22 protein-coding genes are annotated in these 26,057 nt (G+C 50.9%); 11 read left to right on the forward strand and 11 right to left on the reverse strand.

Annotated features, from left to right (window positions below; all coding sequences use genetic code 11):
- Nucleotides 1–59: 59 nt before the first annotated feature.
- The gene (locus SIB74_RS10600) at nt 60–1,142 is read left to right on the forward strand and encodes a pyridoxal phosphate-dependent aminotransferase (RefSeq protein ID WP_063396964.1); all 1,083 of its coding nucleotides are present in this window, start codon (nt 60–62) and stop codon (nt 1,140–1,142) included.
- On the opposite strand, the gene murG is transcribed toward SIB74_RS10600, so the two are convergent.
- Nucleotides 1,123–2,208, reverse strand: a complete 1,086-nt coding sequence (gene murG, locus SIB74_RS10605; RefSeq protein ID WP_063396658.1) for an undecaprenyldiphospho-muramoylpentapeptide beta-N-acetylglucosaminyltransferase — start codon at nt 2,206–2,208, stop codon at nt 1,123–1,125. The two genes, SIB74_RS10600 and murG, sit on opposite strands and share 20 nt — an antisense overlap.
- Nucleotides 2,209–2,327: 119 nt before the next feature.
- Here murG and SIB74_RS10610 point away from each other — a divergent pair, with 119 nt between their 5' ends.
- On the forward strand, nt 2,328–3,011 hold the full coding sequence (locus SIB74_RS10610) for a hypothetical protein (protein ID WP_063396963.1): 684 nt from the start codon (nt 2,328–2,330) through the stop codon (nt 3,009–3,011).
- Between the two features lie 72 nt (nt 3,012–3,083).
- On the opposite strand, the gene SIB74_RS10615 is transcribed toward SIB74_RS10610, so the two are convergent.
- The 4 genes from SIB74_RS10615 to SIB74_RS10630 form a co-directional block, all read right to left on the reverse strand.
- On the reverse strand, nt 3,084–3,728 hold the full coding sequence (locus SIB74_RS10615; RefSeq protein ID WP_063396657.1) for a DUF938 domain-containing protein: 645 nt from the start codon (nt 3,726–3,728) through the stop codon (nt 3,084–3,086).
- On the reverse strand, nt 3,725–4,726 hold the full coding sequence (locus tag SIB74_RS10620; RefSeq protein ID WP_063396962.1) for a DUF952 domain-containing protein: 1,002 nt from the start codon (nt 4,724–4,726) through the stop codon (nt 3,725–3,727). The genes SIB74_RS10615 and SIB74_RS10620 overlap by 4 nt, the downstream gene beginning before the upstream one ends.
- 329 nt (nt 4,727–5,055) lie before the next feature.
- Nucleotides 5,056–5,946 carry an NAD(P)-dependent oxidoreductase gene (locus SIB74_RS10625; RefSeq protein WP_063396656.1) on the reverse strand — a complete coding sequence of 297 codons (891 nt, stop codon included), beginning with the start codon at nt 5,944–5,946 and terminating at the stop codon, nt 5,056–5,058.
- Between the two features lie 343 nt (nt 5,947–6,289).
- Complete coding sequence (locus SIB74_RS10630; protein WP_063396961.1) at nt 6,290–7,495, reverse strand: phosphoglycerate kinase; 1,206 nt, start codon at nt 7,493–7,495, stop codon at nt 6,290–6,292.
- A gap of 134 nt (nt 7,496–7,629) precedes the next feature.
- Here SIB74_RS10630 and SIB74_RS10635 point away from each other — a divergent pair, with 134 nt between their 5' ends.
- From SIB74_RS10635 to SIB74_RS10645, 3 genes are read left to right on the forward strand one after another with little or no spacing between them, the layout of a single operon-like run.
- Nucleotides 7,630–8,013 (forward strand): universal stress protein, encoded by a 384-nt coding sequence (locus SIB74_RS10635; RefSeq protein WP_011827370.1) that lies wholly within the window; start codon nt 7,630–7,632, stop codon nt 8,011–8,013.
- Nucleotides 8,010–8,879 (forward strand): ribosome biogenesis GTPase YlqF, encoded by an 870-nt coding sequence (gene ylqF / locus SIB74_RS10640; protein ID WP_063396960.1) that lies wholly within the window; start codon nt 8,010–8,012, stop codon nt 8,877–8,879. Before SIB74_RS10635 ends, ylqF begins: the two co-directional genes overlap by 4 nt.
- Nucleotides 8,876–9,850, forward strand: a complete 975-nt coding sequence (locus tag SIB74_RS10645) for an RluA family pseudouridine synthase (protein WP_063396655.1) — start codon at nt 8,876–8,878, stop codon at nt 9,848–9,850. Before ylqF ends, SIB74_RS10645 begins: the two co-directional genes overlap by 4 nt.
- Nucleotides 9,851–10,577: 727 nt before the next feature.
- Here the strand turns inward: SIB74_RS10645 and SIB74_RS10650 are convergent.
- Both SIB74_RS10650 and SIB74_RS10655 read right to left on the reverse strand, forming a co-directional pair.
- A complete protein-coding gene (locus SIB74_RS10650; protein WP_413681704.1) occupies nt 10,578–12,167 on the reverse strand; it encodes a cellulose binding domain-containing protein in 1,590 nt (529 codons plus the stop codon).
- 800 nt (nt 12,168–12,967) lie between these two features.
- Nucleotides 12,968–14,584, reverse strand: coding sequence for an ABC transporter ATP-binding protein (locus SIB74_RS10655; protein WP_063396653.1), 1,617 nt, complete (start codon nt 14,582–14,584; stop codon nt 12,968–12,970).
- Nucleotides 14,585–14,639: 55 nt separating this feature from the next.
- Here SIB74_RS10655 and SIB74_RS10660 point away from each other — a divergent pair, with 55 nt between their 5' ends.
- From SIB74_RS10660 to SIB74_RS10670, 3 genes are all read left to right on the forward strand, one after another.
- Nucleotides 14,640–16,970: a RelA/SpoT family protein gene (locus tag SIB74_RS10660; RefSeq protein WP_063396652.1), complete on the forward strand. Its 2,331-nt coding sequence runs from the start codon at nt 14,640–14,642 to the stop codon at nt 16,968–16,970.
- 44 nt (nt 16,971–17,014) lie between these two features.
- Nucleotides 17,015–17,188 carry a hypothetical protein gene (locus SIB74_RS10665; protein ID WP_156486165.1) on the forward strand — a complete coding sequence of 58 codons (174 nt, stop codon included), beginning with the start codon at nt 17,015–17,017 and terminating at the stop codon, nt 17,186–17,188.
- 790 nt (nt 17,189–17,978) lie between these two features.
- Nucleotides 17,979–19,460: a protein adenylyltransferase SelO gene (locus tag SIB74_RS10670; protein ID WP_063396651.1), complete on the forward strand. Its 1,482-nt coding sequence runs from the start codon at nt 17,979–17,981 to the stop codon at nt 19,458–19,460.
- Nucleotides 19,461–19,468: 8 nt separating this feature from the next.
- Here SIB74_RS10670 and SIB74_RS10675 read toward each other — a convergent pair whose 3' ends face one another.
- Both SIB74_RS10675 and SIB74_RS10680 read right to left on the reverse strand, forming a co-directional pair.
- Nucleotides 19,469–19,612, reverse strand: a complete 144-nt coding sequence (locus SIB74_RS10675) for a hypothetical protein (protein WP_156486164.1) — start codon at nt 19,610–19,612, stop codon at nt 19,469–19,471.
- Between the two features lie 115 nt (nt 19,613–19,727).
- A complete protein-coding gene (locus SIB74_RS10680; protein WP_063396650.1) occupies nt 19,728–19,907 on the reverse strand; it encodes a hypothetical protein in 180 nt (59 codons plus the stop codon).
- 213 nt (nt 19,908–20,120) lie between these two features.
- On the opposite strand from SIB74_RS10680, the gene SIB74_RS10685 reads away from it, so the two are divergent.
- On the forward strand, nt 20,121–20,450 hold the full coding sequence (locus SIB74_RS10685) for a hypothetical protein (protein WP_156486163.1): 330 nt from the start codon (nt 20,121–20,123) through the stop codon (nt 20,448–20,450).
- Nucleotides 20,451–20,526: 76 nt separating this feature from the next.
- Entirely contained in the window at nt 20,527–20,844 is a 318-nt protein-coding gene (locus SIB74_RS10690) for a hypothetical protein (RefSeq protein ID WP_011827386.1), read from the forward strand.
- 156 nt (nt 20,845–21,000) lie between these two features.
- Here SIB74_RS10690 and argJ read toward each other — a convergent pair whose 3' ends face one another.
- Complete coding sequence (gene argJ, locus SIB74_RS10695; RefSeq protein WP_082818515.1) at nt 21,001–22,284, reverse strand: bifunctional glutamate N-acetyltransferase/amino-acid acetyltransferase ArgJ; 1,284 nt, start codon at nt 22,282–22,284, stop codon at nt 21,001–21,003.
- On the opposite strand from argJ, the gene coaE reads away from it, so the two are divergent.
- Nucleotides 22,283–22,945 carry a dephospho-CoA kinase gene (gene coaE, locus SIB74_RS10700; protein ID WP_197463319.1) on the forward strand — a complete coding sequence of 221 codons (663 nt, stop codon included), beginning with the start codon at nt 22,283–22,285 and terminating at the stop codon, nt 22,943–22,945. The genes argJ and coaE overlap by 2 nt on opposite strands.
- Before the next feature lie 794 nt (nt 22,946–23,739).
- Here coaE and SIB74_RS10705 read toward each other — a convergent pair.
- Nucleotides 23,740–25,875: a hypothetical protein gene (locus SIB74_RS10705; RefSeq protein WP_063396648.1), complete on the reverse strand. Its 2,136-nt coding sequence runs from the start codon at nt 25,873–25,875 to the stop codon at nt 23,740–23,742.
- Between the last annotated feature and the right edge of the window lie 182 nt (nt 25,876–26,057).

The raw sequence follows: 26,057 nt of genomic DNA on the forward strand, positions 1-26,057 counted from the left end.
GAGCACGTCGACTCCCTCCCACTCGGCAGGATGGATTGTTGTTATGGGTCGCCATTGACTTGAGCTCCACTCCCTCCCTTCACGGTGGCAATCGCATTGATGAGGCGCAACGGCTGGGTTGTCGACCGGAGCAGCTTTTGGATGCCAGTGCCTCTTTGGTGCCTTTCCCTCCATCGCGAGCTTTACAAGGGTGTTTAAGAAGGGCTCTAACTGACAACACGCTGAGGGATTATCCGGATCGCAGCCATCAGCGCTTGCGAGACGTGATCAGCAACTGGCATGGGGTTGATCCCCTGATGGTATTGCCGGGAAATGGCGCGGCGGAACTGTTCACCTGGGCCGCTCGTGATGCGGCGTTTGAGGGCGTGAGTGGCCTGCCTAGTCCAGGCTTTGCTGATTACGGCAGGGCTCTGAGGTGCTGGCAAGCCTGCCAGCAAGCTTTGCCAATGCCCCTCTCCTGGTCTGGTGAAATGCCTCAGCCTTTTACGCTGCTATCGGATACCGATGTTCTTTGGATTACCAATCCCCATAACCCTACTGGTCAGTTGTGGAGCAGAGCATCGCTTGAACCGTTGCTAGCGCGTTATCAGCTGGTCATCTGTGATGAAGCGTTTTTGCCATTGGTGCCCGATGGGGAGCGCCAGTCTCTTGTTTCGCTGGTGGTCAACCACCCCAATCTTGTGGTGATTCGCAGTTTGACAAAGTTGTTTGCTGTGGCCGGATTGCGTTTGGGTTATGCCATTGGTACGCCTGAGCGTTTACAACGTTGGCAACAATGGCGAGATCCATGGCCTCTTAATGGGTTGGCGATTGCTGCAGGGATTGCATTGATGGCGGATCGTCCTGCCTTCGAGCGGTGGATAGCGCGGGTCCAGGGATGGGTTGCTCAGGAAGGTCTTTGGATGCAAACTCAGCTGCGTTGCCTACCAGGGATCCGGTCTTATCCATCTGCCGCCAACTTCTTGTTGATTCGTGGCGATGTCTCCCTTGTGCCATTACGAGAGAGAATGGCTCATCGGCGCGTGCTGTTACGTGACTGCCGCTCCTTTGCAGAACTTGGGGAGCGCTGGTTGCGGATTGGTTTGCAGCAGAGGTCAGGCAATCGCCGCATCCTTGCGGCGTTCAAAGCCCTGCTCCGATGAGTTGCTTCAGCAATGTCACCAGCAACTGGTCTGCCTCACGCATTGCCATCTTCATCATGCCTTGCTTCATGGGAATCAAAGGGTTGCTGACAGCAGCGTCGCCACGTAGGCGAGGTCCCATGAGTTGTTCCAGAGCATGACCAAGAGCCCGATGTTCGGCTGCATGTTGATGCACGATCACGGCAGCCCCAAACGCAGCGGCACAGGCTGCGTTGGCCTCTTGATGCTGGTCTGCCGCTTGAGGGAAGGGCACCAAGATGGTTGGGGTGCCACAGACGGCCAATTCACTCAGGCTGCCGGCGCCCGCACGGCTGATGGCGAGATCGGCATGTTGCAGCAAACCAGGCATCTCATGACTGAAAGGCTGTTCCACCAGGTTGGGGTGATCGAGTTCTCCTACATCTGGATCGTTGTTGCCGGTGAGATGCACCACGCGACAACCGGCCTCCAGCAGCGATGGCAGTGCGCCTCGCACCATGCGGTTGAGTCCGACGGCCCCTTGACTACCACCAATCACCACCAGCAATGGGCCATCACCGCCAGGAACCCAATGCGGCAAGGGCTGTGGCGACAGGAATGCCGAGCGCACCGGTGTTCCTGTGACCACAGCTTTGCTGCCTGGGATGCGCTTGGCAGCAACAGAGAGACCTACAGCCACGACCTGGCAGAAGCGGCCCAATAAGCGCGTCACTCGTCCGGGGATGGCATTGGATTCGTGCAGCACCACAGGGATGCCGCACCAGCGCGCCGCCAAGATTGCTGGCGCAGCGATATAGCCCCCAGTGGTGAAAACAGCCTGGATGCCTTGCTTTCGCAGTAGCTTTCTGACCCGGCCCGTAGCAGCGAGTAATTGCAACAACTGCACCAGCTTGCGCAGGCCGCGACCTTGTAGACCGCCGGCGCGCACAGTGGTCAGCTCATAGCGTTCTGGCACCAGTTGGGTTTCTAGCCGATCTGGCACTCCCAGCCAGCACACGCTCCAGGCGCCGGGCAAGGCTTCGGCAACAGCCAGTGCTGGGAAAAGATGGCCACCGGTGCCGCTTGCAGCAATCAGAAGCCTGGGCATGGCAATGGGCAGAGCATGAAGGTGCCGCCTAACTTATCGGCAGTGCCCTCAAGCCTCCAGTGCGTCATCTCAAGCCAGTCGCTTTGGCCTCCAGTCTGCTGGCATTGTGTTCAGCGTTGATGCCATTGATTGGCAGGGCTGCAGATGCTGTGCCTCTCAGTACCCGATTACAACAGGCTCTCAATACACCTGGAAGTGAAGCCCTCAGAGGTCTGCTCGCAGACGAATATGCATCTGATCTGGAAAGTCGTTTTCGCATTTTCTCTGCCAAGTTTCCTGATGCCCGTTGGTCTGTTCGTCCTGCCAAACCTTTAAAGGATGGACAGCCGACCTTTGAAGTTGAAGTGCGTGGTCATCGTGAAGCGGAAAGCCTGAGCTATGACCTTGAGGCCAACCAACGCTTGGCATTGCTCACTGAAGGCAAACTGATCACTGGTGAAGAAGTGATCAGCGAGCAATCGATCCTGCGTAGCGCCAGCAAACCTTTGCCGATCAGCCTATTGATTCCTGATGCTGTGCTCACAGGTAGTCGTTACGACGTTGATGTGATCTTTGATCAGCCCTTGGGCCATGCGATGGTTGCCGGTGGCTTGATTGCTCTTACACCTGCACAGGTCAGTCTTCAAAGCACGCCTGATATCCAGCTGGCACCGATGCATGGTGGTGGCATCTTTAAATCAGTGCAGGCCCCGTTCACGCCCGGCAGCCAGACCTGGGCAGCGATGTTGGTGCATCCTGATGGCGTGATCACAGTGACCAAGCGTGTGCGGGTGGTAAGCAATGAAGACGAACTGATCCCTTGAGTTTTGGTTGGTGTAAATCTTCTTCATTGCCGTCAGCAGTAGAGATGGGATGTCTTGATTCGCGTGATCAAGTCATGATTGCCTAGGCGTGAAGATCAAGGAGAGGTTGTTGGCAGGCATTTCAATCACATCATTCAACAAGAGGCCTGAGTTAACACCAAGACGCTCTACATCTTCCAGCTCACGCACTCCCCAACTTGGATTTTGCTGGCGCAAATACTCATCAAATCTGGCATTACTTTCACTCGTATGAAGACCATTGCGCTTGTATGGCCCATAGAGAATTAGTGGTGCAGAGTTGCCCAGTAATTGAGCAGCTTCTTGGATCAAAGATTCACAACAATTCCAAGGAGAGATATGAATCATATTGATACAAATAACCCCGCAAAGATGATCAGTTAATCCATCAGGCAGTTGCCAGGGGCGCGCGTTGACATCGATCTTGAGGGGGGGCGGCATGATCTGTTCAAGCTGTTCAGAATGAATCCAAGCCGTGATGCTGCGAAGATGCATAGAATCAATGTCGCTGGTATGCCAAATCAGCTTTGGGAACAGTTTCTGAAAAGCAACGGCATGTTCGCCACTCCCACTTGCAAGTTCCAACACTCTCCCATCGCTCGGCAGCGCCTTGCTCAGAACAGCAGCAATGGCATCACGGTTCCTCTCTGTTGCGGCAAAGTGAAGACGATCTTGATCAACATCAACGCGTTCATTCATGGATAAGTTTCCACAAGTTCTACAGCCCTCAAAGGCAGGGCTCCAAAAAGATGAGGAAAAAGTTCTCCTGCTGATGAGGGTTCGGCTCGTAGCGGCATTGACAGTTGCTCTGGGTTTAATTTCAAGCTAAGCACTTGGCCTCGATCACGATAAAATTGATGATAAGTAGACTCAAGTTGATGCTGATAGCTCAAATGAATGAATCCAATCTCTTTGAGCTTTAATCCACGAGTAGAGAATTGATAAACCCCTTGAGTGCATGCGTCTTGCCAGTCTTCAAGCAAAGCCAGATGAAACAATGGTTGATCTGTTTTAACTAAACTTGAATCAGCAGGGAAAGTCTGCGGATGATGTTCTGGCAACCAAGGCTTAACTGGTGTCATCAACCTTGTAAACAGTGGATGTTGCAGAAAAGCTTGCAACCATCTTTTGATGGCTTGAAGGTCTTGATCATGGTCAAAGCTTGATGGATCAGCGAGGCGATATTGACGTACAAAAGGCCATAGCGCCCAGTCTGCAAGGCTTTGAGATTTTCCGACCAGCCAACCATGCCGATCCCTTGATTCTTGTTGTACCAGCCGCGCATTCCATTCCACAAGAATATCTCTAGCTATTTTGCGATGTTCTTCGGCATCCTCTCCTTTGAACCTGCAGGCATATTTAAAACGATCTAAATGATATTTAAATGGGCCATCATTCTGTTCGATAAGCTGCTGAATTGCTTTTTGTTCTCCGGCTTTTCCGCTGCGTAGCCCATCGAAGGGATCAGTTTGCTGAAGCGCCCAGTGCATGATATCAATGCTTTCATCCATCACTGTCCCATCTGCAGTAATCAGCACTGGCACGGTTCCTTTTTGAGAAGCCTGCAGCAGCTCTTGCGGCTTATTTTTCAGGGCCACTTCTCGTAAGTTCACCAAAAGGCCAGAAACCAAAAGAGCCCATCGGGCTCTCATTGCATAAGGGCAGCGACGGAAGCTATACAACAACGGAGTCGACATCAAGCTCAAGGCACTGGATAACTTGATTGGTGATGTAGGCTGTCATTTTTGACCATGGTGATCAGTGAGTTTTCAGCTGCGTCTTGTGTGCCTTGAGTCGTTGGATTGAATTGATTTGTGTAGCCTAGCTGATCAATCAAATTTTGCCGATTCCATGGCTAATCACTTCTAAAAGTATCAGCTTGAGTTCGTGGAGTAGTAGATCACAAATGGACATTCAGGCTGAATCTGTTGGCTATTATTTGAATGAAATACTCCCTTTCAATTGAAGCGGACTTCGCAATTTTTCCAGCCTATCGAAGGCTCGATCAGGATTGCTGAGATTCTGCCTATTGGTGATCAAACCACCGTCTCAGCACTGATACATCTTCATCGCTATGGCCGAGTTCAATCAGGTTTGCCTCCATCGATTGCACTTCGCTTGTGATTGGCAGTTGTAGTCCCACGCGTTCTGCCGTTTCCAGGGCAATGCCGAGATCCTTGTGATGTAAAGCCAACTTGAAGCCGAGCGGATAGTGATCTTCCAGCATCGCTGTTGATCGGTGCTGAAGAGCCCATGAGCCTGCGGCACCATGCTGTAAGGCTGTGATCACCTCCTGCATCGGTAGACCCAGCTGCTGCCCTAGCGCAATTGCTTCTGCTAATGCGGCATAGCTACCGGCCACCAGCACTTGGTTGAGCGCCTTCACCTGCTGGCCCCGTCCCACCGAACCGAAGTGATGAATGCTCTCACCGATCACTTCCAGCAGTGGCTGCACCCTTGCCAGAACTTGTGTGTTGCCACCCACTAGAACGGTAAGAGTTCCTGCTCTGGCCCCTTCAGTGCCTCCGGTTACCGGTGCATCCAGATAGGCCACCCCTTGCTGAGCAAGTCGCTCAGCCATGGTGATCGACGTTGCTGGGGCGATCGTCGAAAAATCCACCACAACGGAGCCGGAGCTGAGCATAGAAGCTGCTCCCTGAGAACCAAAAAGAACCGCTTCTACTGCTTCATCATCGCTAACGCAGATCAGTAGAGCCTGGCTGTCTGCTGCAGCTTCTGCTGGTGAGCTGCAGGGACGGCTACCTTTTAAAGCCAAATTCAGTTCAGCCGCACGACTGCGGCTGTGAACCTTCAGCTCATAACCCGCAGCCAGCAGATTGGCAGCCATTGGCAAACCCAATGCGCCGAGGCCAACAAAGGCAAGGCTAGGCCTTGGGATGAACTGAGCTTTGCTCATGTTTGTCAGTAGAGCTGCTTCGATTTTTACTGCTTCAGCTCAACATTGGCAGTTGCTTCAAACCTGCAAACTGAGGATCTTGCCTGGTGATGATCGACGAGCTTGACCTAAAAGAATTTGCAGTAGTGCACTCAGATAGCTCAAAGCTTGCAAGGCGCTCAATCGTCTAGCCAGTTACAGCACTCTTCGCTATTCATACGTGCTGCGATTGCAAGAGTGAAAGTTGGCTTTCAGATCAGTCGTATCTATAGAGACTTGCTGTCGAACTCTTTGCAAACAAATCGATAGTGGGCCATTGCAGTGATGCAAGGCAATGGCCCGATAAGACAAGCGAGGTCTTTACTTAGGCGTCGTCGAGAGCGGCGACACCTGGCAACACCTTGCCTTCCAACAGCTCAAGGCTGGCGCCACCACCAGTAGAGATGTGGGACATCTTCTCGGCGAGGCCGGCCTTCTCGACAGCGGCCACGGAGTCACCACCGCCGATGATTGTGCAGCAACCCTTGCCACTGAGGTCCGCCAAGGTCGTGGCGATGGCGTTGGTGCCGGCGGCAAACTTGTCGAACTCAAACACGCCCATGGGGCCGTTCCAGATCACAGTTTGGCAGTCAGCCAGTGCGTCTTGGAAGAGATTGATTGAGTCTGGGCCAATGTCCAGTCCCATCCAACCATCGGGAATGGCGTCGATGGATACGGTCTGACTATTGGCATCAGGGGAGAAGTCATCGGCTAGAACAACATCAGTGGGCAGAAGCAGTTGAACCCCCTTGGCCTTGGCCTTGGCCTCTAGCTCCTTGGCGAGTTCCAGCTTGTCCTCTTCCACCAGGCTCTTGCCTACTGAAAGGCCACGCGCTTTGTAGAACGTGAAGATCATGCCGCCGCCGATCAGCACCTTGTCGCACTTGTCGATCAAGGCTTCCAACACGCCGATCTTGCTGCTGACCTTGGACCCACCCACGATCGCTGCAAGAGGTCGCTTGGGGTCGTCGATGGCACCTTGCAGGTATTGAAGTTCCTTCTCCATCAGGTGGCCTGCCACACTGGGGTTGAGGAATTTGGTGACCCCTTCTGTAGAGGCGTGGGCACGGTGTGCGGCACCGAAAGCATCATTCACATAGGCGTCAGCAAGTGCTGCGAGCTTTTGAGCGAAGTTGGCGTCGTTTTTTTCTTCTTCTGAGAAAAAGCGCACATTCTCGAGCAGTACGACGTCTCCATCGGCCATGGCATTGACCTTGGCTTCGGCGTCGCTACCGACGCAGCTTTCGGTTTTTGTCACGGTTTTACCCAGCAGTTCGCTGAGGCGTTTTGCTACTGGTGTGAGCCGCATTCCTTCGTTGATTTGACCCTTTGGTCGGCCAAAGTGGGCCGAGAGGATCACCCGAGCACCTTTGTCGATGAGGTCATTGATGGTGGGCAGGGCGGCGCGGATGCGGGTGTCATCGGTAATGGCGCCGTTCTCGTTGAGAGGCACGTTGAAGTCAACCCGAACCAGCACACGCTTACTACGTAGGTCCGCTGCGCTGAGGCTGGACAGTGAACGCTTCGCCATGGGGGTTGTGCCGTGCGGTAAGAAAAACCCGCTGAGATTAACCCGTGTTTTGCTTGCCTGGTTGGGTTGATGGGCCGGCGAACTGATCTGGTTGGCGCTAGGACAAGATTGAAGCAAGCATTTTGTTCAAACGCATGTTTGAAACCGTTCTCTTCCCGATTGATCAGAGCCGGGAAGCGATGGAAACGGCCAGCAAGGCTTTGGAACTGGCCAGAAGCCATAGCAGCCGTTTGATCATCCTGTCTGTGGTCCAGGCTGAGCGGCCTGAAATGCACGACCCTGAGGCTGTGGCAGTTTTATTGAAACGGGCTCGAGAGCAAGTCGAGCAGGCTGGGATTGCTTGTGAAGTGTTGGAGAGAGAAGGTAAGCCTGCCTTCGTGATTTGCGATGTGGCTGATGAATTAAATGTGGATGTGATCGTGATGGGCACACGCGGTGTGAATTTGGATGGCGATAGCGAGAGCACAGCAGCCCGGGTGATCCAGTTGGCCCCTTGTCCGGTGCTGGTGGTGCCGTGAGCACTCCAACAATTCAGTGGTATCCAGGCCACATCGCTAAGGCGGAACAACAACTCAGCAAGAATCTCGACAAAATTGACCTTGTCATTGAGGTGCGGGATGCTCGCATCCCGATAGCCACTGCTCATCCGCAGCTGCAGCGCTGGATTAAGGGGAAGCAGCATTTGCTCGTGATCAACCGCCGCGACATGATTTCCTCTGCGGCTCGACGATCTTGGGATCGTTGGTTCCGTGACCAGGCCCAAACCCCATGGTGGTGTGATGCCAAGGCTGGCACAGGTGTTAAGCAGGTTCAACAAGCAGCCATACGAGCTGGGGATCAGCTCAATCAGCGCCGCCTCTCCCGTGGTATGCGACCACGCCCTGTAAGGGCCCTCACTTTGGGGTTTCCCAATGTGGGCAAGTCCGCCCTGATCAATCGTTTGGTCCGTCAGAAGGTGGTGGAGAGTGCTCGTCGCGCTGGCGTGACCCGCACCCTGCGCTGGGTGCGATTGGGTCAAGACCTTGACTTACTTGATGCCCCCGGCGTTTTGCCACCCCGCCTCGATGACCAACAGGCTGCTTTGCATCTCGCCCTTTGCGATGACATCGGCCAGGCCGCCTATGACGTTGAGTTGGTGGCCCTCGCGTTGCTGGAGACGCTGAGTGTGTTGGAGAAGCAGGCGGCGGCTGGGGTAGTTACAGGGGTCCTTGAGCAGCGTTACGGCATCAACTTGGCCGGTGAGCAAGCTGATGCCCATGCTTGGTTGATGACTGTTGCCGAACGCCACACCTCTGGTGATACAGGGCGTATGGCCCAACGGCTTTTGGATGACTTTCGTCGAGCACTGTTGGGGCCAATCGCGCTGGAGTTGCCGTTGCCATGACGTTGGACGAACGGACATTGGCGTTCGGAGAAGGTGAGGGTGAATTGCTGAAGCTGCACTACCCCAAACCCTTGCCAATGCGTCTGGACCGTTGGCTTGTGAGCCAACGGTCGGAGCAGAGCCGTTCACACATTCAAAAGTTTATTGAGGCTGGTCTTGTACGTGTAAACGGCATCACCGGGAGAGCCAAGACTCCTTTGCGCCAAGGCGATGAGGTGCAGTTGTGGATGCCACCACCGGAACCCCTGCCCTATCTCCAGCCGGAAGCAATGCACTTAGACGTGCTCTTTGAGGATAGACATCTGATCGTGATCAACAAGCCTGCAGGCCTCACAGTGCATCCGGCTCCAGGCAATCGAAACGGCACGTTAGTGAATGGTCTTTTGCATCATTGCTCTGATCTGCCTGGCATCAGTGGAAAGTTGCGACCAGGCATCGTGCATCGTCTCGATAAAGACACCACTGGCTGCATCGTGATTGCCAAGAGTCAGGAGGCATTGGTGAAACTGCAGCAACAGATTCAGAAACGCATTGCATCGCGAAACTATTTGGCTGTCGTGCATGGTGCTCCGACAGGCGACCAAGGCACGATCGTGGCAGCGATTGGTCGCCATCCGGTGGATCGCAAAAAATATGCCGTGGTAACTGAAGACGGAGGTCGTCATGCTTGCACCCATTGGACGTTGGTTGAACGATTAGGTGACTATTCTTTGCTGCGTTTCCAGCTTGATACCGGGCGCACCCATCAGATTCGTGTTCATTGCGCTCACATTGGTCATCCAATTGTTGGTGATCCCATTTACAGCCGCTGCCGCAAGTTGCCGATCGATTTACCTGGCCAGATCCTTCACGCAGTGCAGCTTGGTTTAGACCATCCGCTCACGGGTGAGCGGATGGTCTTTGAGGCACCGTTGCCAGATCTATTTGAGAAGCTTTTGGCTGTGTTGCGTCGACGAACAGGCACAACCTAAGTCTTGAATGGTGCGAGATGATTGCATCTGAAATGGACATCCATGATTTAGGAAAAAGATGCTTCATGAAAATAATCTCTAGATGAAACTTCTCATGCCTAGCGAGACTAGCTCTGGTTGAGATTCAGCCTTTTCTTTCTACCTATAACACTCAAATAATTGCTTGATTTTTATGATGTTAGGCCAGCTATCGCCTAGATCACTTTTTGAAGTCGTCATTGCTTGCTGCCACATGAAATCAATACTTTGATGATACGAGCTAGATTCAAGTCATAGCTTCCACCATTTAATGGCTTAGCTTAAAAGGCAGGGACTTGAATCATTGGCTATTGGTTTAGGGTTGAATTCTAGTCATCGGTAATGGGTTATATATGCAATTCAATGCAGCAAAATTTACCGGTAAAAACTCTTGCATTTTGGCGTGATTATTTCAATTGAACCAGTCAAATTTTCTAATAGCTTAAGATCAAGTTAGCAGAAAATCTATTTTGCCGTCGGCGCAAACTTGATTTGAGACGTGCTCAGGCCTCATCTCTCCATAAGCAAAATCGTGAGCTTGAGAGGCTCATCTTGCAGTGGCTAGATAAGAGAGTATGGATGGATGGAACATAAGCATTGATTTTTTCATGACAATGCAGCTCCTAGCCTCGAAAGCAGGCCACTGGCGTTAGCCCCCCATCGCTGCGCTAATGGTGATGCTGTTTCGTGGGCTGAGGCTATGCAACCGTTAGAGCAGTACAGGCTCGCTGCCCTCGGCACATAGGCTCTCGGCGGTGAGAGAACCGCTACGCTCCAGCTCCATACCCGTTAACGCGTTGAAGCCCACAGTCATCGATTGACCAGCGCCGATCGACTGACCCCAGTCAGCTCCATAGATTTTATAACTGTAGAGATCATCAGCGACCTCTTCGGTAACGACATCAACACCCCAGGACTCGCCGTAAAAGTGATGGGTACTGTTGAAGCCTACCGCCCAATTCTCCAGACGCTGATCACTGCTATTGGTGATGGTGATCTCCGCGGTGAAGCCACCCCACCAAAGATCACCAGACACCTCAACATCCACCGCGCTACCGGTGATTGGATCAATCTGTGAAACCTGGCTTTGCTCAACGAGAACAACTGGTTCCTGTTGAGGTTTCTCATCCTCCTCATTTCTCGGTGTACCTATAGCCTCCAAGTTTGATCCCAGTGGACCCCCCAGGCTCACCATGCTTTGGAAGTAGTCGATGACGACCTGATCGGAGACCTCTAAGGCAGGCCATTGCGGCCAATCAAAGGTGTCATTCATGAACGGTTGTGTTTGGTCATGACTGAGCACTGTGAGGTGGTTGATGTCATGAGCAATAGCAACGTCTTCGATTGATAGCCATCCATGAGCCCTATCGTGCATCCAGCCACCAAAATGGGGCTCCATCTTCAAAGTGTTAATGAAGTTATCGACGCCATCGATGTCCTCGAGGTAATCGATGAAGCCAGGTTTAGCGATCTGTCTCGCCATGCTCATCACGTCATTGGGGCTACCAAGACGTGCGCTGCGTTGTAGATCGGCAAGCCATTGGGGATCATAGTTTTCATCGGCGATCCAGCCAACTTTGGCCCCCTGCATGGAGTACCAGAGACCAACACCTTGGAGTTCATTGCCCCAGGCCTGGGAGTTGTTGGTGAGGTTATTAGCGAAGGCCCAGGTGCCGATGTCTTCTAGGGATGCAGGATCCAGTCCGAGAAAGGTGCGGAGATTGTTATACGCAACATGTGCTTCTGTGGTAATGGGAGTGCGTCCTCCCATCAATTCATCGTGGGTGGTGTGTTCACTGCCGCTTGATGCACCCCATTCGGTGATCAGGGTAAAAGAAGAGTCGGAGGTTGTGTGTGCATGCATTCCTTCCATTGCAGAGTCTTTCTCGCTCTGTTGATGCCCTGGCACTTCAACTGCTGGTGCATCACTTACCGCAAGAGATGATGCAGCCGTGATTGCAGTTTCTGACGCGTTAGTCATCAACAATGCAGCGGTCAGCACTCCTTCTGTACCTAGTGCCTTGCCCTGTTGCGCATTGAAGCCGACTGTGACGGACCCTGCAGCGGGAATGCTTTGCGCCCAACCGATTCCTGTCAGTGTGTATTTCGTTTGTCCGTTGGCGAGCTGCTCGGCCGATGTGCTGACACCCCATGGCATCCCTGAGATTTTGTGGGGTGTTATGAAGCTGTAACTCCATTCTGAAAGAGTTTCGCTTGACGTATTGATGATGTTGAGTTCGGCTGTCAACCCTTTCCACCACACGCTCCCTCCAACTGAGACATTCAACTGTGATGTCATGACCTGATTCATTTGCTTATACAGGTCTAGGCGTGATGTGTACTACAACTCAACCCTTCAAATGAAGGATTTTTGCTCCATAAAGCAGACTTTTTTATCTGAGAATTCTCTGAGGATTCCAGGTCTTAATTCTGCCTCAGCAGCAACTCGACTTTTCAAGTAAAGGCGTTACAAAATGGATTGAACATGCTCACGGTCTGTAGTTTTGGCAATCTGCCGTTGTTTAGCAATGCCTAGGCTGCTATCTACCTCAGCCATTCAATATAAAGCTTCAATTTGACAAGGCGAAAGCTTTGCTGAGTTCATCTCAGCAAGTTCCTAGCAGGGAGACTGTAGGACTAGATCAAGCCAAGAGTAGTCTTTAGCGAGTGCTTCAAGGGCAGAAATTAAGGCACCAGTTCTATGCTCAAGGCTTTCATCTAGAATGATTACATCTACTCCAAACTCAAGAGCTTTTTAAATTTATTTGATGATTTCGTGTCAAGGGCAACAAGCGGCTATTAGCTTGATTTAGGCTTTTCCTGCTTTCATCAGACCAGCACCAAACCCATCTTTAAGCTATTCTATTCTGATCACTATAAATTGATCTTTATGCTCAGATAGTCGCTGCCTGCTTACCTCAAGTGTTGACTCAAAAAAATCGGTTTTCCTACTATCACTTCCTGTACTTTTGACGGAAACTAATTGAGAATAAATACATGCCAGAACGTATTAATTGCATGCTAAGTATTTAATTTTGGAGATGATACTCCAGCTCGAAAAGGCTTTATTTAAGAACTTGTCATTATCTTGGCTTACCTTTAAGACATTGGTGTTGGGAGTCTCGGACAGGCTTCTACGAGTGTGCGGGTAATCGCTGCTTGGGGTTTCTGAAGGAGCTGATCGCCGGGTCCTTCCTCAACGATTTGCCCATGGTCGAGCACGATCACTCTGTGGCAGAAACCACTGGCAACGGAGAGGTCGTGGGTAATGAACAGCATCGCGAGCCCCAATTCTTTCTGAAGCTGACGCAATAGAGCCAACACCTCAGCTTGGATTTCCGCGTCCAGCATGCTGACGCTCTCATCGCAAATCAGCACCTTCGGTTTTAAGGCCAGGGCTCGGGCAATGGCGACGCGTTGTTGCTGGCCACCAGAGAGCTGGCGAGGCAGTCGGTTTTGATAGTCCTCCGCTGGGCTGAGGCCCACCTGCTCAAGTAACTTTCGCCCGTTTTGCCTTGCTTCAGCTCGGCTTGCCATTCCATGGATGAGCAGTGGATCGGCGATGGCTTCTGCGATCGTCATTTTTGGATTGAGGCAGGCGAGGGGGTCTTGAAAAACCATCTGCAAGGCCTGACGAACTTGCCTTAATGGCTGTCCTTGCAAGCTGAGCAGGTTGTGGCCTTGGAGATGCACCTGACCACCCCGGATCGGCGTAAGACCCATGAGGGCCCGGCAGAGGGTGCTTTTGCCGCAGCCAGATGCTCCAACCACACCAAGGCTCTCGCCAGCACGGATGTTGAAGCTCACTCCATCAACAGCTTTGAGCCAGGTCGGTGCCCAGGGCCAGCCTCCCAGAGCATGCCAACAGCGCAAAGCATTGACTTCTAGAACGACGGCAGCGGTTTGCGAGCGAGTTGGAGTGCTTCCGCCTTCACGCGCCCTGGCGGCACCCACGAGCCGAGTGCCGATGGCTGAGCGGGGATGGGAAAGCAGCTCTTCGCTCAGTCCCTCTTCCACCATGCGTCCCCCATCGAGAATGGCCATGCGCTCGCACCAGCGAGCTGCCATCGCCAAGTCATGGCTGATCAGCATGAGCGCACTGCCGAGCTCCTCGCAGAGGTTGCTGAGTTCGGCCATAACCTGACCAGCCACGGCGACATCAAGGCTGGTGGTGGGCTCATCGGCGATGACCAGAGGGGGATTGAGGGCGATTGCTAGAGCAATGGACAGCCGCTGACGCATGCCACCACTGAATTCATGGGGATAAGCGCGGAACCGATTCGCCCCGATTCCCACTCGCTCCAGGAGTTCCTCTGCCCGCTGCTCTCGCCAGCTGGGGGTAGCTTCTGGTTGGTGGGCGTTGAGAGTGTCCAGCAAATGGTTTCCCACCGTCATCAACGGATTGAGGCGGGTCATTGGATCCTGAAAAACCAGACCTACCGCTTCACCACGCAGTTGCCGCAATCGCTTCTGTTGCAATGGTCTTGGATCTTGGCCGGTCAGTAGCAACCCCCCCTGGCAAATGCTGCCAGGGGGAAGTAGATGCAATACGGCCTTGGCCACGGTGCTCTTGCCGCAGCCTGAAGGCCCCACCAGGGCGAGCCTCTCTCCTGACTTGATGCTTAGGTTGAGTCCATCCAGTGTCCAATCAGCGCTGCGGGGATAGCGCATGCGCAGTTGGCTGAGCTCGAGTACCTGCTCTGAAGAGCTGGGCATCGTTAGTAGCACGGAGTCTTGAGACTGAATACCATGGATTGATCCGCTGGGTCGGATGCTCAACGTCACCACTGCCCCGAAATCAACACAGGCCAATGCTGGCTGTGGTTCAGAGGTGTGTGGTTTGCCTGAGCTCAGGACACATCCGTTCAGCAGTGTTGATGACTACGGCATTGCCTTGCCGGAATGGTTGAAAGACTGTATTAAGCACATTCCTCCTGGGCTTGGGCAGAGTTGCCCAATCGATTCAGAAGCCCTGCTTGCAGCAGCTTTTGATTTGGCCTTTCAGCTGCATGAGGGGCAATTTCGAGCCAGTGGTGACCCATATATCGTTCACCCCGTGGCAGTGGCTGATCTGTTGCGGGATATCGGCGCTAGCGCCAGCGTGATTGCTGCAGGTTTCCTTCACGATGTGGTGGAAGACACCGATTTAACCCCGGAGCAACTGGAAGATTATTTCGGCGCTGAGGTACGGCAACTGGTGGAAGGCGTCACCAAACTGGGGGGGATTAATTTCACGAACCACACTGAGGCCCAAGCTGAGAACTTGCGCAAAATGTTTCTGGCAATGGCCAGCGACATCCGCGTGGTGCTGGTGAAATTGGCCGATAGGCTTCACAACATGCGCACGCTTGGCTCATTGCAGGTTGATAAGCAGCAGCGCATTGCTCGTGAAACTCGCGAGATTTATGCACCTCTAGCCAATCGCCTCGGCATTGGTCGCTTCAAATGGGAACTCGAGGATTTGGCCTTCAAGCTTCTTGAACCTGAGGCTTTCCGAGAGATTCAGCAAGAGGTGGCTACCAAGCGCAGTGAACGGGAAAACCGTCTGGCGACCACGGTTGAACTGTTAACGGAACGACTGTCGTCTGCGGGTCTTGATGCTTGTGAAGTCAGTGGGCGACCGAAGCATCTCTATGGCATCTGGAGCAAGATGCAACGCCAGCAAAAGGCATTCCATGAGATCTTCGATGTGGCCGCTTTGCGGATTATCGCTCCCAGTGTGGAGACTTGCTACCGCGCCTTGGCTGTCGTGCATGACACCTTCCGGCCTATTCCCGGACGCTTCAAGGATTACATCGGTTTAGCCAAGCCCAATGGCTATCAATCGCTACATACGGCGGTCATCGGCAAGCATCGGCCCATTGAGGTGCAGATTCGTACTCCAGGGATGCATCGTGTGTCTGAATTCGGCATTGCGGCTCATTGGGAGTACAAAGAAGGTGGTTCCCCAGCCGCCGCCAATAAGGAGAGGTTTAATTGGCTGCGTCAGCTTGTCGAGTGGCAACAGGAAGGAGGCAATGATGACCACAATGACTACCTTGCTTCGATCAAAGAAGACTTGTTTGATGAGGAGGTGTTTGTATTCACTCCTAAAGGCGATGTAGTGGGCTTGCGCAAAGACTCAACAGTTGTTGATTTCGCCTATCGGATTCATTCAGAGGTTGGCAACCATTGCCATGGTGTGCGCATTAATGATCGGCTTTGTCCATTATCGACCTCATTACAAAACGGTGATTTCGTGCAAGTTCTCACCAGTAAAACAGCGCATCCAAGCCTCGATTGGCTGAACTTTGTCGCTACTCCCACAGCCCGTAATCGCATCCGTCAGTGGTATAAGCGAAGCCATCGTGATGAAACGATCCAACGGGGGAAAGACCTGTTGGAGCGTGAACTCGGTCGCAATGGTTTTGATGCGCTACTCAGTAGCGAAGCGATGACTCGCGTGGCAGAACGCTGCAATTTACCGGTTACAGAGGATTTGCTTGCGGCGCTTGGTTTTGGAGCTTTGACCTTGCAGCAAGTGCTGAATCGTTTGCGAGAAGAAATCCGTCTTCAGACTGTCGAGCCTGAGCAACCACTCAGCAATGTCAATGTTGCGAAACGGCTTGTGGCTCAAGTGGAGTCAAGCCCCGCCAGGCTGCCTGCGTCTGATGGCGTACCGATCCTTGGCGTGGAGGGCCTTGATTACCGCCTGGGCGGCTGTTGTAGTCCGCTGCCAGGAGAAGCGATCCTTGGCACGGTTGCTCTTGGTAATCACGGCATCACGATTCACCGGCAGGATTGCGTCAATGTTGGCTCGATCCCCAGTGAAAGACGATTGCCGGTGCGCTGGAATCAAGGTGCCTTCATCGAAGGCGAGAGATTCCCAGTGCAGTTGCGTATTGAAGTGATTGACCGAGTGGGAATTCTGAAAGACATCCTGATGCGTCTTTCAGATAATCACATCAATGTGAGCGATGCCAGGGTTAAAACATCGTATGGCAAACCCGCCTGCATTGATTTGCGGGTTGAGCTAAACAGTGCTGCTCAGCTGGTCTCAATGATGGATCAGATTCGCTCGATGGCCGATGTTCTCGATATAGCCCGCACTGGCTTGAGCTAGGACAGCGCGATGTAAACAGGCACAAGCAACTGGGATGTCTCTTAGTGGCCGTTCCTTTCTTGGTTGAAATTGGTCTCTACGTCTACTGCCGTGAGGCATCTCTGCTGTATGAGCAACTGTTTCGTATCGTGCCATTCCTTTATGGGTCTAGCTCCATGCCCTTTCTACATAGCCATTCCCCTGCGTTGCTGTTTCAGGCCCTCAAGCGTCTTGGCTGATCTATTCCTTGCCTAATGGCTTAGAGGTGGTCTCTACGTGCTGTTTCCCAAAGCATGACTGCAGTCAATACAGCGCGCATGGAGAAGCCTGGGGATTGTTATCTCTACGGCGATTCCTCTGATATCTAAATGAGATCAAAGCAATGGAATCATAAGCGATGCTTTTGATCAGTCAACTTAGTCTTAGATCTTCTTGCAATCGCTCACGCTGATCCTGCGCTTGCTAGGGGGTCAGACTCTGATAGCTAATGTCAAGATTATCTTACCGAGTATATGTACGCTTAACGAATAGATCTCTACGATCACTAAGCGACCTTGCGCTGTTCACTATTTTAGTCACTGACTATATTAAAGATAATCACAAGATTACCACATCGCCCAACGATTAGAGCAACACCAAGCCCTGGGAGCGGGGGAATTGCGAGGTTTTAGCTGATGGGTTCCTGGCTAATTCTTTAGCGCTGGAATCATATTAAAGATCAATTGATTGACACAAAGTTTTCCGCTGGCCCCGTCAATAAAGACTTTCCTAGTGCCCTCGATATCAGCAGAGCTCTTGAATTATATTTTGGAATCATACGCTACAATCTATCAGGTAAAAATCTTGAGTTAGCATCAAGATTACCAAGGGTACACTGCCTTGCTCTGGCAGGTATTTTGGGCGATACAACGATGGGGGCTCCTTCAACCGCTGCTATGTGGCTAAACAGGGGAATAAAGTGTTGGCCATGAATGCAAGAGGGCTGTCTATGAATTTGAGAACAAGCTGTAACGACAGCTTTATGTTGGATTGACTAACTTGCTACTCGCATTGAACTTTGAGCCGCAGATTGAAAGTCTGGGCTCTGAGTATTGGGATGTGGTCGATGCCGCAAGATTTCCGCGCACTGAATTGCGTTTCCGTAATGATGCCTTGCTTAGGCAGCTTGGGATTGAGCCTGACGCCGTAGAGGATCATCATCTGGAGCAGGCTTATGGTTGTTTTGAGGCTCGTACTCCGTTATTAGCTCTGCGATATCACGGCTATCAATTCGGTACATACAATCCATTGCTTGGGGATGGTCGAGGCTTCCTTTATGGTCAACTGCGTGATCGATTTGGACAGCTTCAGGATCTTGGCACTAAGGGATCTGGTACAACTCCCTGGAGCCGTGGAGGGGATGGTCGGCTGACCCTCAAAGGGGGTGTGCGGGAGATCATCGCCAGTGAGGCGCTGCACCGTTTAGGCGTCACCACGAGCCGAACTCTTTGCCTAGTGGAAACCGGTGAGAAGCTTTGGCGTAGTGATGAGCCTTCTCCTACTCGCAGTTCAGTGATGATGCGTATGGCACGCACGCATCTACGCTTTGGCACTTGTGAGCGACTGCTGCATTTGCGGGATGCTCAGAACCTAGAGCGTTTGTTGCGTCATGTGGTTGATGTCTATTATCCGCTGATTGCCGCTGCCTATCCTGTTCAAGAAGGCAATGCTGCTAGCGCGATCCAAGCTCAGTTGCTGGCTTTCTACGCAGAACTCGTTGAACGGGTGGCCAGGTTAACGGCGGAGTGGATGGCAGCAGGTTTTACCCATGGCGTTCTCAATACCGACAACATGTCTCTGCTGGGAGAAAGTTTCGATTACGGTCCATTCGCCTTTTTGGATCAATGGGAGCCTGGATTTACTGCTGCTTATTTTGATCAAACAGGCCTCTATGCCTATGGCCGTCAACCTGGGACTTGCCATAACAACTTGCGCCTGCTTCAAGAGCCATTGGCAATGCTGCTGCCACGGCAACCAATGGAGCAGTCATTAGAGACGTTTGCTCCAATATACCAATCTCATTATAGAGCTTGCATGCAGCGTCGTCTCGGCCTTCCGAGCAGTTTTGATCACAATGGCAATATTGAAGGCGGTGATGATGCAGTACGTAAAACTCTTGCACTCCTCGACGCTTGGCCTATTGGATATGGCGCCTTCTTTGCAGGCCTTGCTGCTCAAATATCAACCAAGGGGTTGCCAGAAGAGCCAGAAGCCTTGTTCCCAGTGGTCTTAGATGGTGCTGAACCTGCAAGGAAAGTCTGGCTGGATTGGAGAGATCGTTGGTGGACACAGCAACGGGAAGCTGTATCTGCTAATCCGGCTGAAGCACAAGCCATCAATGCGCGATTACAGCGCTGGAATCTTGTCAAAACACCAATTCGATCTGTAATTGAGGAATTTTGGCAAGCGGTCGATCAACATGATGATTGGCAGCCCTTGCAGGCTTGGTTGAAAGCAATCTGTGTGGATTAACACTAATTTCACAGGGGATAATTTCTTGTAAAAGTGGCTCCTTGTTTCATGCTTGCCTGAGAGCGAGGTGTCGCCATTGCCACGGCCCCCAACAACTGCGACACCTCAGCCAATACATCCAAGAGCATGACGTCCATTACGACGCCAAGCATTCAACAAAAGCACCCTCAACAGGCAGAAAGCGACTTAAAGCTGCCTTGGGTAATGACTGGATGCCGTGATCCCTATATCGACGACAACTAACCAACTCATCTCATCCCCACCTTCTTAAGTGCTCTTCGCCAACCAGCGATATGCCCAGTAACCGCAGATCGCGACGATCACCCACGGAATCAATGCTCTGACAATCCAAAGGGCAAAAAGGAGCACCAAGGCAGAAACAGCAATCCGCTTGGTGATTGCCTTTGCCTCATCGGTCATGACTTCCCAGCGAGGTACCAGAGACATCGTTGCTTCTTTCTTGAATGCATCTGATCTTCTACCAACCCCTCCGGCTATGCAACCTCAGGTGCCCATCCGACCTCCAGTTCCCTCCTGATGATCCATTGATGGCATTTGCTGTTGAGGTGCTCTCCTTGAGGAATCAAGCGTTGGTGGATCGGACAGGTCAATAAGGTCTGGCACTGCTTCCCGACCGCATAACGGAAGTGATTACAGGTCATGCACACTGCTCCTGATCGCGAGGATTTGAGCGTGCCCTCATCCATGCACTGCCACTCCTCTGGGCCAGAAGAAGGATTGGGTGATAGTTGCCTGCCTGAGAACCGTGCCATCGGGCCCTTCGCGTCCAGTACGCCTGTACTAGCTCAGACAGGCTGCTTAGGTCAAGCGATTGGTAGTGACTGCTCTGATCTCCAACGCTCCAAAGAGTCCGGCAGTGCAATGGTGCCTGTTAAGCAAGGACTGCCCGTCTCTTCATGCAAGCAAATTCGGCATAATCTCAAGCATTTCCATACCACCCAAACGGACCTTTTGCGCCCTACACCTTGAGGGTATTTTCACATATTTACACAGTATCAGAAAGAATCAGTTATGTTTGGTGTGAACATTAACCATTAATTGAACAATGCTTCGCAAGCAAGAAAAAAATGCCATCACAAGAGGTGCCTTACTTGGTATTGGCTGGGGATGGGGTTTAGATAGGTTTTATGAGGGCGATAAAAAAGGAGGAATTCTTTCAATCATTGGATGGGGGATCATTTTTACAAGTTTCTTCTATCTACAGTGTTCTGGAATTGAATACGTCGATGGCGTCAAGGATTATTCCAACTACAGTCCTAATCCATTAGTTGTTCTTCCCTTAATCGCTGGATTATACGGAGCCTATCTAATCATCAGAAAGGCATTCAAATTGGCAAAACAATTTGAAAACGCAGAAGATTAATTAGTCAGCGATTAAGCCAGAAGCTCGATACTCCTAAAGCAGTTTTTTTGCCATGGGCGCTGATCGACATTGGCGCCCTTTTTCATGCTTCTTCACCACTGCGTTACCAGCGATACCCAATCAGCTCAAATAGCTTCCAGCACAATCAATCTCAGCCTAGGTGGTGTAATCGGCGTTGATGCGCACATATTGATCCGAAAGGTCGCAGCCCCAAGCCATGCCATCGCCAGATCCATTACCCACAACCAAACGAATCTGAACTGTGTCATCACTTAAATAACTCCCATCAACCCGCTTTTGCATATAGCGAGATGCAGCTAGCCGATCAAAAGGCAAGGGTTCGCCGAATTCCATTAACTGATGAGGGCCCAACCAAAGGGCTACGGCTGCTGGATCAAAAGACACACCAGCACGACCGGCAGCTGCAACGATTCGTCCCCAATTGGGATCACACCCATGCACGGCCGTTTTTACCAAAGAAGAGCCACAAATCGTGCGTGCGATGCAGCAGGCCTCAACATCGCTCGCAACACCCTCCACATGAACCTCCAACAAACAGGTTGCACCTTCACCATCACGAGCGATGGCCTTGGCGAGCTGCTGGGCAGCCACTAAAAGGCCAACCTCTAAAGCCTGCAGATGTTCTCGCTCTAGAGGTTCACCAGCAGCAAAAGCCAGACAAGAGTCATTGGTGCTCGTATCACCATCCACAGTAATCGCATTAAAGGAGCGATCCACAACCCGCTTCAGCATCGCTTGCCAAACGTCTACTGGAACACCGACATCACAACTTAAATAGCCCAGCATCGTTGCCATATCAGGATGGATCATTCCTGATCCCTTAGCCATCCCGCCGATACGAACTAAGCGCCCACCAAGCTCAGCCTCGAGAGCGACTTGTTTCTCAACTAAATCAGTCGTAAGGATTGCACTAGCCGCCTCCGCACCGCCCTCATCGTTAAGTGCTTCCACAAGGGGATTCAAGCCTGCAAGCAGAGTGTCTATCGGGATGGGTATGCCGATCACACCAGTCGAGCAGAGCAAGACCTGCTCAACTGGCAAGCCAAGCCGGTCGGCTAATGCCTGGCTTGCTCGAAGACTATCGAGCCAACCGCGTTCCCCGGTGCAAGCATTCGCCTGGCCAGAATTAATCAACACAGCCCGTGCCTTACCACCACAAGCCTGCAAATGATCCTCACAAAGATCAACACAAGCTGCACGCACCAATGACGTGGTGAACGTCCCTGCACAAACAGCACCTTCTGGAGCTAGCAGCAAAGCCAGGTCCGGCTTAACAGAGTCCTTCAATCCAGCCGTTATCCCTGCAGCCTGAAAACCCAATGGGGCCGATACACCACCTTGGATGGGGCGCCAAAGGGAAGCAAGCGCAGAGCTCACGGCCTTAGGAGACAAACTAAACACATCCTCCACCAACGCCATGACCACCGAGCCCCCAACTACGGTGCCAAAGGCACGCTGGCATGGGCCGCAACGACGCATCGGTGTTACCGGCGGCATCGCTAGTGGTAAAAGCAGTGTTGGGCTCTACCTTTCAGAGCAACATGCCCTGCCTGTGCTGGATGCCGATATCTACGCCCGAGACGCTCTAGTCGCTGGCAGCGCTGCCACCGTGGCCGTACTGCAACGATATGGAAACGCTGTAGCTGAAGCAGGTCAACGCAATCCGGTAAGCATTGATCGCATAGCCCTGGCCAGCATTATTTTTAGCGACGTCGAAGAGCGCCGCTGGTTAGAACAGCTCATTCATCCCATCGTTGCAAAGCGCTTTGATGTGGCCTTGGCTGATCTGTCAGCAGAGCCGATGGTGGTGCTGATGATTCCACTGTTGTTTGAAGCCAAACTCACCGGTCTTTGCAGTGATGTGTGGTTGGTGGACTGCAGCCCAGCCCAACAATGCCAAAGGCTGATCGCTCGTGATGGCCTCACACTCCAAGAAGCAGAGCAACGCATCGCTGCGCAATGGCCCCTGGAGCAGAAACGGCCTCTCGCGGATTTAGTAATCGATAACAGTGGAACAGTTGAATCATGTCGTCAGCAAGTCGAACAGAACATCAACAGCACACAAAAGCGTGCTTTATAACAACATGCCGTCTACAGAAGACCATAAGTGGCTTGAAAGGTTCACCTCGTCATAAAGAATCTACAGCCGCTCACGTCAAAGTTTCATTGGCACAGTTCGATGTTTTCGGAATACCGTTTAAACATCCAAGCTATTGCATTTGCCTATCAATGGAAAGTGCAGGCGCAAGAGATTTGAATGGATATCGAATTGATCACTTTCTAAGGCCCAAACCTTTAACAATGAATTGAGAGTCAGGGCGGGAGAATATATATTTACTAGACAAGTAACCAATGCATATCGAAACCCCTGTGGCCAACGCAACCACAACAGTTCGCGAAAAATATCGATAGGCCAGTGATGTCACGAGAAATTCTGCCAACACGGCAGGGCAGATGCTGATCAAATAGCGAAGCGGACTAACTCGAAAGCCTTGATTGCGAGTAAAGACAAATACCCTAAAGACAAAGTAGCGCGCCGTATGGGCAACAGTAATAGATGCAGCCAAGCCCAACATGGCTCCAAAGGGATAGAGAAGCCAAAATAATGTTGGCCCAAATATCGTAAAGACAACTCCAGATATCAGATAACGATGCGAAGATCGCAAAAATATAACCATGAGCAAAAGGGAAGAAACGAAAGGGCATTAATTGGTTGGTATAAGCTCAGCCTGATAATTTAAGATTAACAATTGAACCAGAGTAATGTCCATAGGCTCTAGATTACAAGTTGACTTTGCGACAGGGGAAAGAGTAACAAGCCAAAATTTCATCATATGCAGGATTAAGTAAATGCAAGAGCGCCAATGATAAGCTCTACCAATTATCCATCCCACGATAAAATTTACTGTAGAGATTGACGCTACCTATCGCTTTAAGGTCACCAAAAGTATAATCTGTTACGTACAAAGTCCAATCGTCTGGGAGTGTACGTTGCAAATCAGATAAGCGATGACTCTCTTTAATAAACCGCCTATCATATGAATCTCGGCTTGTATCAACCATTAGACAAATATTGCCTTTCATGGATAATGGATGAGGCGCAATACCAAGGTGCGCAACCTGCAAAGACCAACTACCTAAAAATCTTAAAGCTCGGGAGGAAGAAGTGGCATTAGGCGAGGTAGAGGTTGTAATGAATTCCTTTGTTCGATCTGACCAACGCCTCTCCCTCCTAGAAACTCCTCTTGGAGGTAGTAAAATGATGCAATCTGAGTACTCACTCGCCAACACATTCTTCGTCTCTTCAGAGAGGATACGGGCCGGGGCTGAGTACTCCGAGAATGAATTCAGATAAAAGAAGCCAGTAAATGCAACCATTGCAGAATAAAGGGATACAAATAGATAGGACAATGAGCGACCAGAAAAGGCCTGAACTATCGGCACACGAGCCACATCCTGTTTATAAGCAAGAGAAATCGAGAGTGCTGAAAGAACAATATATTGAACAAATAAAAATAAATAGCTGCTTAGCTTCAACCATATGTAGTCTTGATTTACGCCTGCACCAGAGGCCGACTTAAAGGTATAAAGAGTAGCTACCAAAGAATAGATCGGCACGAACAACGCGAAAGTATAAAATAACTTACCTTGACGAGACGAGAGATCCAACTCAGAGAATGCACACCTAATGCATAAAGCTGCCAATGCGCAAAGGCCAACAAAAGCAAGGAGTACATAATATTTGATATCACTAGAATCAACTAAGCTATTTACGGACTTCCCCGCTTCGGTAAAAGAATTCATTTGGGAGCGCCATTCATCCAAAAGCCAAGGAGAATCAATGCCAAGAAGATCTGGGAGCAGTAATGGGCGTGGCTGAGGGTAACCAACAGTAGTCAATTTTATCGTCGACGTGTGAAAAAATGCACTCTGTAAATAAGGCAGACAGAGAAAAATGGAAGAGCCAAGTATTACCAAAAGGAAACGCAGTAAGTCAACACCTCCCTTGTATCCGATTGAATAAACAGAGCGAATGCTTAATCCAAGACACACTGCAATTAAGATGGAGGCTGACATACAATGCAGCAAGAAAAACTCTCCATATATCGTGCAGGCTGCCGAAAAGAACAATGCAGATAGTAAGATCTTCCAAAGACTAATCAACTTCTTAGAATTTATGCTGAGTGTGTCATATAAAGAGTCTACGATGAAAATGGTCGCCAAAAAGTAGAATGTTAACGCCACTAGATTGGGCCATTGCCCTTCCAGTAGTAGAGAGAAAAGAAACCAATTCAATCCCACACATGGCAAAAGCACATATCGTCTTAATGTCAAAAAACGGTTATTGGTATCCTCAACAGTGGGAAGATTCTCTACAATCAATCCAGCCGGTAAAACGATGAATACTGAGCACAGTGCGTAGGAATTCTTTGCAATATCACTAAAAATACCTGAGGTAAAAAATTGAACAAGCAGTGGCAATCCCCATCGATGACTTTGAACAAATGCTGCCCAAGCCAAGTTACCTGTCTCGTAAAGATCCAAGATCTCTGTAGGATCATTTGATGAACGAAGCAGGTGGTGAACTGTTTGGATATAAAGTGCAGAGTCAACACCAAAATGCACTTTATGATGCATAGAAGAAATGATTCCTAACGCTACAAGAATCAAAGTTGGAACAAAGAAGAGCCAAGAGACCTTCAAAAGCCTGGCTACATGCTGTTTAATCGTAGAATATAGCTGGATTCTTTTTCTCAATAGAATGGCAACAAAGACAGGTATGAAGACAATCGTGTACTGCAGATAAATATAAAATGGAAGCAGCCTGCTTAACAGAAGCGCCCAAGCTGATGCAATCACAAGCCAAGCCAAGCCTGTAGCAATAACCAGAAAAGGCTTACTACTTAAATCCCGCGAGGCCTTAAAGACATAGCCAGTCAGAGACCAGCCGATGATATAGGCAACAGTGATAACTGATAGCAACAAAGTGAGTTGGTAAACGATTGCCATTTTTCTCTGTATTACACTATTAATTTAACCACTTCAGATTGCGCTGGCAATCGAGGACATACAATGCAAAAATCTCGTATGACTTGACCAATCAACGAGTCCAATATCAACAGCCACAATATCAATCTTCATTTTTGCCTCGCCCATCTTGATCCAAAACCAGGCATTGATTTTCAAGCGTG

The organism is Prochlorococcus sp. MIT 1306 (assembly GCF_047304515.1).
GTDB lineage: Bacteria > Cyanobacteriota > Cyanobacteriia > PCC-6307 > Cyanobiaceae > Prochlorococcus > Prochlorococcus marinus_D.